Origin of the sequence: Crocosphaera watsonii WH 8501 (assembly GCF_000167195.1) — a bacterium.
Taxonomy (GTDB): Bacteria; Cyanobacteriota; Cyanobacteriia; order Cyanobacteriales; family Microcystaceae; genus Crocosphaera; species Crocosphaera watsonii.
Map to the genome: position 1 here is coordinate 307,199 of NZ_AADV02000001.1, position 13,393 is coordinate 320,591.

The 13,393-nt window shown below is 37.6% G+C and carries 16 protein-coding genes and 3 pseudogenes; 11 read left to right on the forward strand and 8 right to left on the reverse strand.

What is annotated here, in order from left to right:
* Positions 1–62: 62 nt before the first annotated feature.
* Together CWATDRAFT_RS01575 and CWATDRAFT_RS01580 are read left to right on the forward strand one after the other, a co-directional pair.
* Positions 63–704, forward strand: a complete 642-nt coding sequence (locus tag CWATDRAFT_RS01575; protein WP_007303327.1) for a transposase — start codon at positions 63–65, stop codon at positions 702–704.
* Complete coding sequence (locus CWATDRAFT_RS01580) at positions 701–1,378, forward strand: PP2C family protein-serine/threonine phosphatase (RefSeq protein WP_232286925.1); 678 nt, start codon at positions 701–703, stop codon at positions 1,376–1,378. Before CWATDRAFT_RS01575 ends, CWATDRAFT_RS01580 begins: the two co-directional genes overlap by 4 nt.
* A 20-nt stretch (positions 1,379–1,398) precedes the next feature.
* On the opposite strand, the gene CWATDRAFT_RS01585 is transcribed toward CWATDRAFT_RS01580, so the two are convergent.
* Positions 1,399–1,665 (reverse strand): STAS domain-containing protein, encoded by a 267-nt coding sequence (locus CWATDRAFT_RS01585; RefSeq protein ID WP_231589094.1) that lies wholly within the window; start codon positions 1,663–1,665, stop codon positions 1,399–1,401.
* Positions 1,666–1,983: 318 nt separating this feature from the next.
* Positions 1,984–2,127, reverse strand: coding sequence for a hypothetical protein (locus CWATDRAFT_RS38115; protein ID WP_007303330.1), 144 nt, complete (start codon positions 2,125–2,127; stop codon positions 1,984–1,986).
* Positions 2,128–2,179: 52 nt separating this feature from the next.
* On the opposite strand from CWATDRAFT_RS38115, the gene CWATDRAFT_RS01590 reads away from it, so the two are divergent.
* The gene (locus CWATDRAFT_RS01590; protein WP_007303331.1) at positions 2,180–2,770 is read left to right on the forward strand and encodes a ribonuclease HII; all 591 of its coding nucleotides are present in this window, start codon (positions 2,180–2,182) and stop codon (positions 2,768–2,770) included.
* Between the two features lie 149 nt (positions 2,771–2,919).
* Here CWATDRAFT_RS01590 and CWATDRAFT_RS01595 read toward each other — a convergent pair whose 3' ends face one another.
* From CWATDRAFT_RS01595 to CWATDRAFT_RS01610, 4 genes are all read right to left on the reverse strand, one after another.
* Positions 2,920–3,861, reverse strand: a complete 942-nt coding sequence (locus tag CWATDRAFT_RS01595; protein WP_007303332.1) for an RluA family pseudouridine synthase — start codon at positions 3,859–3,861, stop codon at positions 2,920–2,922.
* A 290-nt stretch (positions 3,862–4,151) separates the two neighbouring features.
* Complete coding sequence (locus tag CWATDRAFT_RS01600; protein WP_007303333.1) at positions 4,152–5,144, reverse strand: aspartate carbamoyltransferase catalytic subunit; 993 nt, start codon at positions 5,142–5,144, stop codon at positions 4,152–4,154.
* Between the two features lie 226 nt (positions 5,145–5,370).
* On the reverse strand, positions 5,371–6,012 hold the full coding sequence (locus tag CWATDRAFT_RS01605; protein WP_007303327.1) for a transposase: 642 nt from the start codon (positions 6,010–6,012) through the stop codon (positions 5,371–5,373).
* A gap of 64 nt (positions 6,013–6,076) precedes the next feature.
* A complete protein-coding gene (locus CWATDRAFT_RS01610; protein WP_007303150.1) occupies positions 6,077–6,658 on the reverse strand; it encodes a helix-turn-helix domain-containing protein in 582 nt (193 codons plus the stop codon).
* A gap of 127 nt (positions 6,659–6,785) precedes the next feature.
* Here CWATDRAFT_RS01610 and CWATDRAFT_RS01615 point away from each other — a divergent pair.
* The 4 genes and pseudogenes from CWATDRAFT_RS01615 to CWATDRAFT_RS01630 form a co-directional block, all read left to right on the forward strand.
* Positions 6,786–8,174 (forward strand): annotated as a pseudogene (locus tag CWATDRAFT_RS01615) (IS66-like element ISCwa4 family transposase); the annotation flags it as partial.
* Between the two features lie 421 nt (positions 8,175–8,595).
* Positions 8,596–9,384 carry a Zn-binding domain-containing protein gene (locus CWATDRAFT_RS38120; RefSeq protein WP_007303335.1) on the forward strand — a complete coding sequence of 263 codons (789 nt, stop codon included), beginning with the start codon at positions 8,596–8,598 and terminating at the stop codon, positions 9,382–9,384.
* 176 nt (positions 9,385–9,560) lie between these two features.
* Complete coding sequence (locus CWATDRAFT_RS01625) at positions 9,561–10,133, forward strand: zeta toxin family protein (RefSeq protein ID WP_007303336.1); 573 nt, start codon at positions 9,561–9,563, stop codon at positions 10,131–10,133.
* Positions 10,130–10,330 carry a hypothetical protein gene (locus CWATDRAFT_RS01630; RefSeq protein ID WP_007303337.1) on the forward strand — a complete coding sequence of 67 codons (201 nt, stop codon included), beginning with the start codon at positions 10,130–10,132 and terminating at the stop codon, positions 10,328–10,330. The genes CWATDRAFT_RS01625 and CWATDRAFT_RS01630 overlap by 4 nt, the downstream gene beginning before the upstream one ends.
* A gap of 50 nt (positions 10,331–10,380) precedes the next feature.
* On the opposite strand, the gene CWATDRAFT_RS32640 is transcribed toward CWATDRAFT_RS01630, so the two are convergent.
* Together CWATDRAFT_RS32640 and CWATDRAFT_RS01635 are read right to left on the reverse strand one after the other, a co-directional pair.
* Positions 10,381–10,605 carry a CHAT domain-containing protein gene (locus CWATDRAFT_RS32640; protein WP_007303338.1) on the reverse strand — a complete coding sequence of 75 codons (225 nt, stop codon included), beginning with the start codon at positions 10,603–10,605 and terminating at the stop codon, positions 10,381–10,383.
* Positions 10,602–11,141, reverse strand: a pseudogene (locus CWATDRAFT_RS01635) (transposase); the annotation flags it as partial. The pseudogene CWATDRAFT_RS01635 and the gene CWATDRAFT_RS32640, both read right to left, overlap by 4 nt.
* 70 nt (positions 11,142–11,211) lie before the next feature.
* Here CWATDRAFT_RS01635 and CWATDRAFT_RS01640 point away from each other — a divergent pair.
* The 4 genes and pseudogenes from CWATDRAFT_RS01640 to CWATDRAFT_RS01655 all read left to right on the forward strand — a co-directional run.
* Positions 11,212–11,511: pseudogene (locus CWATDRAFT_RS01640) on the forward strand (DUF6444 domain-containing protein); the annotation flags it as partial.
* Positions 11,512–11,598: 87 nt separating this feature from the next.
* Positions 11,599–12,021 (forward strand): putative toxin-antitoxin system toxin component, PIN family, encoded by a 423-nt coding sequence (locus tag CWATDRAFT_RS01645; protein ID WP_007303341.1) that lies wholly within the window; start codon positions 11,599–11,601, stop codon positions 12,019–12,021.
* 5 nt (positions 12,022–12,026) lie between these two features.
* Positions 12,027–12,245 carry a ribbon-helix-helix protein, CopG family gene (locus tag CWATDRAFT_RS01650; protein ID WP_007303342.1) on the forward strand — a complete coding sequence of 73 codons (219 nt, stop codon included), beginning with the start codon at positions 12,027–12,029 and terminating at the stop codon, positions 12,243–12,245.
* 2 nt (positions 12,246–12,247) lie between these two features.
* A complete protein-coding gene (locus CWATDRAFT_RS01655; protein ID WP_007303343.1) occupies positions 12,248–13,216 on the forward strand; it encodes a tyrosine-type recombinase/integrase in 969 nt (322 codons plus the stop codon).
* The last annotated feature ends 177 nt before the right edge of the window (positions 13,217–13,393 follow it).

The following is a 13,393-nucleotide window of genomic DNA, read 5'->3' on the forward strand; positions in this document are numbered from 1 at the left end:
ATCCCTTAAAATTTAAAAAGCAAGTCAAATATATCTGTGAACTTCATCAAGAAGCTAAAACTTTGTTAGAACAAGGAATTCATTTAATTAGTACAGACGAAATGACAGGGATTCAAGCTCTTGAGAGATTATTTCCGACCAAAAGAATCAAGCCTAAACAAGTAGAAAAAATCGAATTTGAATATGAAAGACACGGAACTTTAAGCTTGATTGCGAACTGGGATGTGGCAAGAGGAAAAGTTGTTAGTCCCTCTATTGGACCGACAAGAACAGAACAAGATTTTTCTGAACATATCCAGAGAACGATTAAGATTGATGAAAAAGCAGAATGGATTTTTATTGTAGATCAACTCAACACTCATAAATCGGAAAGCTTAGTCAAATTAGTAGCAGAAAGCTGTGGAATTACTATTGATTTGGGGAGAAAAGGAAAGGAGGGGATTTTGCAATCTATGGACAGCAGAGCAGATTTTTTATCAGATGAATCTCATCGAATTCGCTTTGTTTATATTCCCAAACATACATCGTGGCTTAATCAAATTGAGTGTTGGTTTTCGATCTTAGTCAGGCGTTTACTCAAAAGAATTACTGTCCGTTCAACTGAAGAACTATCCCAAAAAATTCTCAATTTTATTGATTACTTTAATCAACATTTTGCTAAGCCGTTCGTTTGGAAATTTAAGGGCTTTAAAGATCATAAGTGACTGGTGGATTATTTTTGCTAAGCTGCACTAGTCAGTTGGGAGGAGATGGGTTTGACTATTTTTGGTTGGATAATGATCATTTAGCTCTTTATCTTTTGGATGTTTCAGACCACGGACTTCGGGCTGCTTTACCTGCTTTAGCTGTTATTAATTTACTCCGTTCTCAAAACTTGAGTCAAGTCGACTATTATCAGCCTAATCAGGTTTTAACCGGACTCAATAAAACCTTTCAAATGACCGATACTAATGATAAATATTTTACTATTTGGTATGGGGTTTATAATTGCAAAAGTCGTCAACTTTCCTATGCTAGTGCTGGCCATCCTCCTGCTATTTTATTAACTCCAAACTCGGAACAAGAACTAATAGAAACTCAACTGAAAACTCCTGGACTACCGGTGGGAATGTTTCCTGAAGCAAAATATGTGAATAAGTCTTTATTGATTGATAGTTTATCTAAATTATATGTTTTTAGCGATGGTATCTATGAAATTGAACAGGAAGACGGAACTATGATCGGATTAAGTCATTTTTTGTCTATGCTTCGAGACTGTCAAAAAGATAATTTACCTAGTTTAGATTGGTTAATTAACCGACTGCAATCTTCTAACATTAGAGAAAAGTTCGACGACGATTTATCTATTGTTGAAGTTACTTTCAAGGAGAGTTTTTAGATAGCTAATTTATACATTTCCTACATCATCTTCATCATCTTCTCAAACTCCTCTCGACTTTCATAAATTTTCAAAATCTTGTCCATATCTGTTAACTGAAGTAGCATCATTACCTGCTCATTTACAGAACATAAAAATAGTTTAGCTCCTGCAGCACGAACTGTTTTTAAGGATAAAACTAACGCCCCTAAACCGGAACTATCCATAAAACTAACATTCTTGAAGTCAATCACAATAACTTTGGGCTTACCTTCTAATAGTTTTTGGATATGCTGACGAAACTGAATAGCTTTTGTTCAATCAACCATCCCAGAGGGTTCATAAACTTGGAAAGAGTCTGCCATTGAGAATAAAACTAAAAAATTTAGAATATAAAGTTCACAAGACTAACATATCCTATCCTACCATAGAAAATAATAAAACCAAAGTAGAGAATTTTTAAGTATATGTTCTCAAGGACATAAAATCAAAAGAACTTAAAACACCGTGAGTTCGGAGTTGGGAGTTCGGAGTTAGAATCTATGATTTTTTTTGACGAGACAATGAGGGTTTAATACTTCAGATTTGAGTCAGTTTTCTACAAATCTCCTTATATCGAACTGAGGTTAGAACAGATAACTGATATCATCTATGGGGGCAGGGGCTGATAAATCTGATGGCAAGAAGGCACGGGCTGTAACTGCAACCAAAGCTACTAAAAACATTAAAACAATTAATAGGGGAGCGATATATTGACGGAAAAATGCCATAATAAAACTTCTAAAATTTATCTATACTCTCTGATTATATCAAATTAGGTTGATGTCTGCTCAATTATTTTCTGATTCACAAATTTTAATCGCCGGGGTTGATGAAGTGGGGCGAGGTTGTTTATTTGGCCCTGTGGTTGCTGCTGCGGTTGTATTTGAAAAAGCAGCTATTTCTCAACTTCCGGAAATAGGGGTTAAAGATAGTAAACAACTTTCGGCTAAACGTCGGGAAATTTTGGCTACAGAGATTAAAAATAGGGCTATTTCTTATTATATTAGTTATGCTTCTGCTAGAGAAATTGATCGCTTAAATATCCTCAATGCTTCCTTATTAGCGATGCAACGCTCTGTAACTAAACTCTCGGTTACTCCTGAACTTTGTTTAGTGGATGGGAATAAAAAAATCCCTAATATTACTATTCCTCAAGAAACAATTATTGGAGGCGATCGCACTTCTCCTATTATTGCTGCTGCCAGTATTTTAGCTAAGGTTTGGCGAGATAAATTAATTATTCGTTTAGCTACTAAATATCCTCATTATGATTTAGAAAACAATAAAGGTTATGGCACTAAAAAACATCGCCTTGCTTTACAAGAATATGCTCCTTGTTTTCATCATCGTCACTCTTTCAAACTAAAATGAATAAATGTCATTCTGAGGTAATTAAATATAAAACTTCGTAGTCAAGGCTTTAGCCTTGATCATGACTAGCTTTATCCTCCTAAAGGACTCACTACGAACTTATACTTCTTGATTAAGTTTAAGGTGATCTAGAATGAATATATAATTAATTATTGTTTCTGTCGTAAATAATTCAATAATTTAATAAACTCATCGGGTAAAGGTGCGATCGCTTCTATTTTTTCTGAGGTGATAGGATGGGTTAATGTTAGTTTATGAGCGTGTAATGCTTGACCTGATAAATTCATTTTCAAAGAACGGTTATTACTATATAAAGGATCGCCAACAATAGGATTACCAAAATAACTACTATGGACTCTTATTTGATGGGTTCTACCAGTTTCTAAGATAAATTTAACTAAACTATAATTACCCAATCTTTCTATTATTTCCCAATAAGTAACCGCCTCTCGTCCTGGTTTTTCTCTGGGCACAACTGCCATTCTTTTCCTATCCACAGGATGACGACCAATAGGTAAATTAATCATCCCTTTATCCCTGTTGTTTTCATCTTCTTCATTATTTAAAACACCATATATTATACCTAAATATTCTCTTTTTGCTGTTCTATTTTTAATTTGAAATTGTAAGTTTTGATGAGCAAAATCTGTCTTAGCAACTACAATTGCTCCGGTGGTATCTTTATCTAAACGGTGAACAATTCCTGGTCTTTGTACCCCACCAATTCCTGCTAAATTAGAACAGTGATATAAGAGGGCATGAACTAGGGTTCCTGTTTCGTGACCGGGTGCTGGATGAACCACTAAATTAGCCGATTTATTAATAATAATTAACTGTTCATCTTCGTATAAAATATCTAGGGGTATGGGTTCTGGTTGTAGTTCTAAAGGTTGAGGTTCGGGGATATTAACTTGTAAGCGATCGCCTATTTTTAATTTAATTTTTTTATTGGGACAAACTTCATTATTTAAGGTAATATTACCCTGTTCTATGAGTTTTTGGATACGGGAACGAGAAATATCTGTAAGCTGATTAGATAACCAAATATCCAAGCGATCGCCTTGATTTTCTACAGTTAAATTAATGGTCATATAACACTATATTACAGTAGGGTGGTTTAGACAGCTATAATTTAGGTTACCATAGGAACATAAAAATCCGTCATAAAACACCACACCATCTTATTTAAAAAGGAAATAATGGCATAAATCTTGATATTGCTATAATTAAGCACAAAGTTATCAATTAAAAAATATAAGTAATCATGATAATTATTATATGAATATTGAGACATAATAATTCTTGTTTCTGGTGGGTTACGGTGGATAGTTAGGGAATCAATTAATCTCAGAAAATATGGCCACCTAACCCACCCTACAGACTACAGACTTTTTTCAGAACTTGTTCCGATTAAAAATAATAAAGCCATTCTCACAGCAATACCACTGGTAACCTGTTGTTGAATTAAACTAAAATTAGGATCATCCATTAATTCTGAGCTAATTTCTACCCCACGATTAACTGGTCCAGGATGCAATATTTTAACGTCAGGATGACATAATTCTAAGCGACTGTGAGTAATACCATACTGTTGATTATATTCCCGTAAACTAGGTAATAAATAATCAGTCATTCTTTCCTTTTGTAAGCGCAAAGTCATGACAAAATCAGCCTTTTCCAAAGCAGGTTTTAACTCCCAATGTAAAAATAATTTGCCTTCATGGGACTCATTTTGCATCTCCTTAAACCATTCAGGAACTAAAGTAGGAGGCCCCACTAAATGAACATCAGCACCAGAGGCCGTTAAACTCCAAATATTAGAACGAGCTACCCTAGAATGTAAAATATCCCCAACAATAGCAATTTTTTTACCCTTTAATAAAGCGAATCTAGGATTATCAAAATCCAATAAACAACACAAAGTAAATAAATCTAATAAACCTTGAGAGGGATGTTCATGTTGACCATCTCCTGCATTGAGGACACCAACCCCAGTTTGCAGACGATCCATTTCTTGTGCGATCGCATGGGGAACACCTGCCTGTCGATGACGAATAACCATGAGATTTGTTCCCATAGCTAAATAGGTTTTAGCCGTGTCTAAAATCGTTTCTCCCTTGGTCAAAGAAGAGTTTCCTGGGGCAAAATTCAAAATATCGGCGGAAAGACGTTTGGCAGCCAATTCAAAACTGCTACGGGTACGGGTAGATGGTTCAAAAAACATATTTGTCACCACCACCCCTTGAAGTGCCGGAACCTTTTTTGTGCGACTAGATAACACTTCACGGAAACTAGAAGCCGTTTGTAGTAGGGTATCATACTCATCAACGGTCCAATCTTTTAACCCTAAAACATGATGGCGAGTCCAAGTCATATAATAGTTACCATAGGCTTCGTTTGCAGCAAACTGTAATCTATATTATCCCAATTAGGGTGATAAAAAGGATAATGGTTGCATTATTTTGGCTGCTAGAATTAAACTATAAGCTAGAAAAACACCCAAATTTTGAGAGTTGTGTAATCATCCATGCTAAAAGTAACCAAGCCATTCAATCAACTGTTGTGTATCCTAGTGCAGCTTAGCAAAAATAATCCACCAGTCACTTATGATCTTTAAAGCCCTTAAATTTCCAAACGAACGGCTTAGCAAAATGTTGATTAAAGTAATCAATAAAATTGAGAATTTTTTGGGATAGTTCTTCAGTTGAACGGACAGTAATTCTTTTGAGTAAACGCCTGACTAAGATCGAAAACCAACACTCAATTTGATTAAGCCACGATGTATGTTTGGGAATATAAACAAAGCGAATTCGATGAGATTCATCTGATAAAAAATCTGCTCTGCTGTCCATAGATTGCAAAATCCCCTCCTTTCCTTTTCTCCCCAAATCAATAGTAATTCCACAGCTTTCTGCTACTAATTTGACTAAGCTTTCCGATTTATGAGTGTTGAGTTGATCTACAATAAAAATCCATTCTGCTTTTTCATCAATCTTAATCGTTCTCTGGATATGTTCAGAAAAATCTTGTTCTGTTCTTGTCGGTCCAATAGAGGGACTAACAACTTTTCCTCTTGCCACATCCCAGTTCGCAATCAAGCTTAAAGTTCCGTGTCTTTCATATTCAAATTCGATTTTTTCTACTTGTTTAGGCTTGATTCTTTTGGTCGGAAATAATCTCTCAAGAGCTTGAATCCCTGTCATTTCGTCTGTACTAATTAAATGAATTCCTTGTTCTAACAAAGTTTTAGCTTCTTGATGAAGTTCACAGATATATTTGACTTGCTTTTTAAATTTTAAGGGATCATCAATTTTGGCATTTAACCAGTAACGAACGAGATGTGGTTGTAATGTCGCTTCTTTTTAAAAAACGCCCCACACTACGGGGGGAAATCTTTTCGACAATTCCTCTTTTTATGGCTTCATCCGCCAACTCTGAAGGTGTCCAATGGCTCACTGGTCTGTCTGATTTTTCACATTCTTCACAAGCGATCGCTACAATCTGGACTACTTGTTCGACCGTAAAGGATTTTGTTGTTCCAGGTCTTGGGCGATCGCTTAAAATTCCTTTGATCAAGACCATTAATGCTTTCTCCGTTACCTGTTGTTCTTCGGCGGCACTCAGTTTTTCTCTCTCCTCAAACCATCGCGATCGCCACTGACGCACTTGTACTCGGTCTAATTCTAATCTTCGACTAATCGAACTATTGCTCTCTCCTGATGCTGCGGCTAAGATTAGCTTGGCTCGTCTAACAAGGCGATAGGGGTTTGTTGTCCCTCTCACTATTTGTTGGAGTACTGTTTTCTGTAGGTTGGAGAGGTTAATTGGCAATGCTTTTATCATGGACATCAACTTCGAGATTCTTCCGTTAGTTTCATTGAAACACATTGTCGTGGCTAGTCACGAAAGTTTCTGTAAAAATCTGGTGGATTACTTTCGCCAAGCTGCACTAGTTTGATGAACGTAACTATATCGGTTAGGATAAGGAGGAGAAGTTATGACAAAATTAATAGGTCGACAACAGTTATCTCTTCAACAAAGACTGATTGACCAGCAACAACAACAAATCTCTACACAACAGCAAGAAATTGAAAAATTGAAAGAAGAGAGAGATAAGCTAAAAAACCGTAACTCAAAAAACAGTTCAGTCCCCCCATCATCAGACCCACTAAAAAAGCCTTCTGACAAAAAGAAACGCAAAAAAGGATTTAAACGCGGACCAAAATATGACCACCCAGGGAAGACCCGTAATGGTTTTGGTCAGCCCGATAAGATAGTCCCTTTAGAACTAGAAAACTGTCCTGTTCGTGGGGGTTCAGTGGAACGAGATGAAGTAGTTCCCGAAAAAGTCCAGCAAGTGGCTGAAGTAGTAGACCAACCCATAGAAATCAGGGAATATCGTCGCGGATTCTATAAATGTCCTAGTTGTGGATGGTCAGATTACAGTCCTGTTCCATTGGGAGTTAAAGAAGGATTCCGTTATGGGGCGCGATTAAGTAGCATCGTGGGCTGGCTTGGCTATGGGGGTAATCTTACATGGCGTAAACAGGAACATTTTATAGAGTATGTCTTTGGCATTCCCATTTCTCAAGGGAGCCTTGCCAAAATGCACAAATGGTTTCAAGAAAGTTTAGAACCCTTGACCAAACAGTGGTTAAAGTACATCCAGCAGCCAGGAATCCGATGTGTTGACGAAACCAGTTATTGCATCGATGGCATCAAGTATTGGGTTTGGGTAGCCACATCAAATGAGGTCTGTGTGTTGATGTTGGCTCCCACTAGAAGCTCCGCAGAAGTCGAGAAATTGTTAGGAGCAGATTTTAAGGGCATCCTCACCAGTGACTGCTATAGTGCCTACTTTAGACAAAGTGCGATGGCCAAACAGAAATGTCTGGCACATTTAGAACGAGAGTTAGAGTCCCTTAAAACCAGTCGTTTTCAAGCGAATCGAGAATTTGCTGCCGATGTACAGCAAGTTTTAGCAACCGCCCGTATCCATTATCGTCATTATCATGCTCGAAATTTAACCCTTGAAGACTTAGGCTCCAAAAGAACAGAAGTCGAGAACTCACTGCAAAAGATTTTTAAAGCAACTCCCAAAAAAGGATGGCCTTATGATGCACAAAGATTGATTAACCGTCTCAAACGTCATTGGGAAGAGTGGTTCACCTTTCTAACTTATCCTGAAGTCAAACCAGATAATAATGATGCTGAGAGAGCTTTACGTCCCATTGTCATTCACCGCAAAGTAAGTGGGGGAGCAAGAAGCGACTGGGGTGCAGAGTTAGTCACCCAAATGTTCAGTTTTTTAGAGACCATGAGATTACAGGGGCAAAATGCCATTGTCCAATTATGCGAATTATTGTCATTAGCTGGTCGGAGTCCCCCAGGATTAGAGATGTAAAAGGCTCCGGAGCCGATGGGGGATAGATTTTTCTTGATCCCCCTATATCTCTGCACAAAAATACACAAGGTTAGCGGATAATCTCCGCTAACAAAAAACTATCTTACTATTCTTTTTTTTCTCATATTGTTGTTTTTATTTGAGGTTTTAAAAAGACTTGATTCTGGGAATGTTAGTCATTAAAATAGCCGTAATAAATTAGCTTAAATTTTACGCTAAATCACAGGGCTTATATTTTTGTTGACTCAACTGATGTTGTTTGTAGTGCTTTTCAATAAGACTTTTTTGTTGCGGTGAGCAGTTACAAACTAATGTATGGAGATGTCAAAAACTTGACTTAAAACAAAACAAAGCTTTTCTTGAATTAGAAGATTCATCAGATAGAAGAACGAAACCTGATGTACAATTAGCCATTGAACCTTTGTCTAAGTTAGAAGACTCAAAGATAGTCAAGACAGCTATTCTCAATGGTAATTTAAGACTGATTTTCTATTGGGGTAAAGTTAAGCGACAAGTGATGGGATTCAAAGAGTTACAGTTAGTTTATGCCCCCACTTGTATTAATCGAAACTGTAGTCATTATCAGATTCCAAAAGCTTCTCAGGTGACTAAATGTCCTGGTTGTGGGTGGACACTTAAACAACGATTAAATACCCAAGAAATTGAGAAGTTTGAGTTTAAACCTCCTTTAGAAACAACCATAGAAGTTCTTCTTTTGAGGATTGAAGTTAATGAAACCTTGGCAACAGCGATTACGAATAAGGTGATAGAAATCAAGAAAGCTATCTTGAAAAGTTACAAAGATCCTGATGATATTCCCCATCAATTAAGTCCGACTTTCACTTATGAACCAGTGCATTTAGCTTTACATTCTTTGTGTCACTTGCTAACGAAAACAGTTCCTTTATTATTCTTAGCGAGTCATCAAGATTTGAGCAGTTATACTGAACAAAGACCGGCTAATATTGGAACATCTCATCGTACTATCGCTTACATTTTTGATAGCGTTCACGAAGGTTGTGGCACCACAGAAGCTTTGGTAAATGATTGGGATAGTTGCGTAGAAAAAGCACTCTTATTGGCAACTAATTGCGATTGTGGGGATATGGGGTGTCCTCGTTGTTTGACGGAAATTGGTTGTCCTGAATCTAATGATGGGTTATCTAAGCTATTAGGTTTATGGTTGTTAGAACAGATTACTCATTCTTGAAATTGTTAACATTTTTGATGGGAAACTATACGAAACCAAACAGAAAAGTTATGAAGATTGGTTACGTTTTTCTGGAAATCATTAAATCAAAGGTTGATTTAAACTACTATAAAAGTGAGTCTTTATAACCTTTTTAATAGAACAAGAGGTTGTACCTATTATCTGAATAATTATTGATGCCAAATGTTTATGTAATTGGTGGGGCAAATGGTTCAGGTAAAACCACCGTTGCCCGGATATTATTACCCAACTTCCTTGATGTTTTTGAATACGTCAATGCGGATGAAATTGCTGCCGGACTGTCTCCTTTTAAAGCTGAATCAGTAGCTATGCAAGCAGGGCGGTTAATGTTAGGGCGTTTAGATACTCTGGTTCAAGAAAGAGCAAATTTTGCTTTTGAAACCACACTGGCCGCTCGAAACTTTGCCCGTTTTTTGAGAAAATGTAAATCTGATGGTTATACTATTAATTTGATTTATTTTTGGTTACAAACTCCTGAATTAGCCATAGAAAGGGTAAGAAGACGGGTTGAAAGTGGAGGTCATAATATTCCCCTTGAAGTTATCCGTCGTCGCTATGAAAGGGGACAAAGAAACCTGAACGAGTTATATTTACCTTTGTGTGATAAATGGATCGTTTATGATAATTCTAGGGATAATCCCCAATTAATAGCAGAATGTCCACTGAACAAACCAGCAATTATTTATCAACCCAATATTTGGCAACAAATAACTAAACTCTCGTCATGATTAACAAAAACCCTGATAAATTATCTGAGCAAATTGACACTGGTGTTAAAACAGCAATCCGAAAAGCGATTGAGAGACACCGAAGATTAGGCGAGTCAATTAGTATTCTCAAAGATGGCAAAGTTGTTACTTTAACCTCTGATCGAATTCCACAATCATCACAGATAAAAACAGAGCGCGCTCGTAACCAATCATAACAAGAGTAATGGCAGACTTTTTGCCCCAAAATGCTAAATAATGGTTTAATTTAATCAGCTATTAGTTTTCCACTATCCCCCGTCAGCACAAATCCGGCCCAATAATAGGGATGGGGATACTTTCTCCGTGTATCTTGCTGTGCTAATTTTAATGCTTCTGCTTTACTTTTTCCAGCACGAAGATAACCATAAAATTGCTGCATCAAAAGACTGGTAGATTCATCATCTACGTTCCATAAACTAGTGCAGCTTAGCAAAAATAATCCACCAGTCACTTATGATCTTTAAAGCCCTTAAATTTCCAAACGAACGGCTTAGCAAAATGTTGATTAAAGTAATCAATAAAATTGAGAATTTTTTGGGATATTTCTTCAGTTGAACGGACAGTAATTCTTTTGAGTAAACGCCGGACTAAGATCGAAAACCAACACTCAATTTGATTAAGCCACGATGTATGTTTGGGAATATAAACAAAGCGAATTCGATGAGATTCATCTGATAAAAAATCTGCTCTGCTGTCCATAGATTGCAAAATCCCCTCCTTTCCTTTTCTCCCCAAATCAATAGTAATTCCACAGCTTTCTGCTACTAATTTGACTAAGCTTTCCGATTTATGAGTGTTGAGTTGATCTACAATAAAAATCCATTCTGCTTTTTCATCAATCTTAATCGTTCTCTGGATATGTTCAGAAAAATCTTGTTCTGTTCTTGTCGGTCCAATAGAGGGACTAACAACTTTTCCTCTTGCCACATCCCAGTTCGCAATCAAGCTTAAAGTTCCGTGTCTTTCATATTCAAATTCGATTTTTTCTGTAATTGCTCACCGCAATAAAGAATCTGTCTTGACAACATAAAGGTAAAATCGGGGATTTTTATGTATAGTGGGGGTTATGACCACAAATGCTACCATTGATTCAAAGCTAGTTAGAGCTATCGCCGATGAACAGTTGGCGAACAATGTCTTCATGATTGAGTGGCTAGTCAAGGCACAACAACAGTTATCTCTTCAACAAAGACTGATTGACCAGCAACAACAACAAATCTCTACACAACAGCAAGAAATTGAAAAATTGAAAGAAGAGAGAGATAAGCTAAAAAACCGTAACTCAAAAAACAGTTCAGTCCCCCCATCATCAGACCCACTAAAAAAGCCTTCTGACAAAAAGAAACGCAAAAAAGGTGTCTTGAACGTTTTAATATGTTCCATGAGAAATTGAGCAGTTAAGCTGCCTTCGGGTTTATGATAGTATATATGCTATCATAAGTCCATGACTACCAAAATTGTCGTGGATACTAGCGTTTTTGTGAGTTCGCTGATTGGATCTATGGGGCCTAGTCGTGAACTAATTCGATGTTGTTTAAGGGGTGAATATCAGCCGTTGATGGGAAATGCTCTGTTTTGTGAGTATGAATCTGTTATTAATCGAGAAGAGATCAAAGCAAAATGTCCTTTGACTTCTTCAGAAATAGAGGTGTTATTCCAAGCTTTTTTGAGTGTTAGTCAATGGGTTAATATTTACTTTTTATGGCGACCTAATTTAACGGATGAAGCTGACAACCACTTAATCGAATTAGCAATGGCTGGAAATGCTTCATTTATTGTTACCAATAATCTTAAAGATTTTCAAAATACTGATTTATTATTTCCAAATTTATCAATTGTAAGACCCGAACAAATTATTAGGAGTTAACTAAAATGGCGACTTTGACAATTCGTTTACCGGATGATAAGCACTACCGATTAAAGGAGCTTGCCCAAGCGAGGGGCATCAGTGTCAACAAGTTAATTGAAGAACTTTCCACCATAGCGTTAGCTGAATTTGATGCCGAAAGTCGATTTAAGGCTATGGCAGCCAAGGGAAGTACAGAAGAGGGGTTGAAACTCTTGGAAAAACTTGATGCTCTAACAAAATAATCATGGTTAAACTCCAACAAACCGCTCTCGATGCCGATCCAAAAGAAAATCTCCAGTTAACTCAACCCATACCTGTGACCCTTCATCCGGCTCAAGTTTATTTGTCGGGGTTGGGAGAAGGGAGCCGTCGTACCATCCGCTATTCCCTTAATACTATAGCGTCGTTATTAACGAATGGGGACTGTGATGCGGATACCTTAGATTGGTCGAAGCTGCGTTACCACCATACGGCTGCTGTTAGGGTGGCTTTGTTGCAAAAGTTGGCTCCGGTGACGGCGAATAAGATGTTATCGGCGTTGCGACGGGTGTTATTGGAAGCCTATCGTTTGGGGTTGATGGCTGCTGATGATTATCAAAAAGCGGTGGATTTTCCCAATATTCAAGCAGAACCTGAGTTAAGGGGGCGATCTCTTGATTCAACGGAAATTAGGGCGTTATTGGGGACTTGTGGAGAGGAGAGTGTTATGGATATTCGGGATGCAGCCATTATGGTGATGTTGCGAGGGACGGGAATACGTCGCTCTGAGTTGGTGAAACTGGAATTAAGGGATTTTGATGAGCAGACGGGGGAGGTGTTGGTGCGTAAGGGTAAACGAGGGAAGACTCGACGGGTTTATTTACCATTCGATGCTATTTCGTTTATTCAGCGATGGTTAGGGGTGCGAGGGGAAGAGGAGGTGTGTTTGTTTTGTCGTATCCATCGGGGGGGTCATTTAAAGTTAGGCCAGATGAACTCGGATACGGTTTGGCGGATTATACAAAAACGGGCAAAAATGGCGGGGATTGAGTCGTTTTCCCCTCATGATTTTCGGCGGACGTTTTGTAGTGATTTATTGGATGCAGGGGTGGATATTGTCACGGTGCAGAAGTTGGCGGGTCATAGTTCTCCGGTGACTACTGCTAAGTATGATCGACGGGGTGAGGAGACGAAACGACGGGCGGTTCAGTGTTTGAAATTGACGGATAGTTGACTATTCCTTAAGTTCCTGTAAAAGGTTCTTTAAGAAGGTTTCAAAAGTATCTATATTGTCAACTGTTCTAGCCTTCTCTAGAATTTCTTGATACTTTTCTTCAGAGAGGGATTTATCTTTAATTTTGTTGATTATTTCTTCTGTGACGGCTTTTCGACGAGATTTAATTTCTAAAAT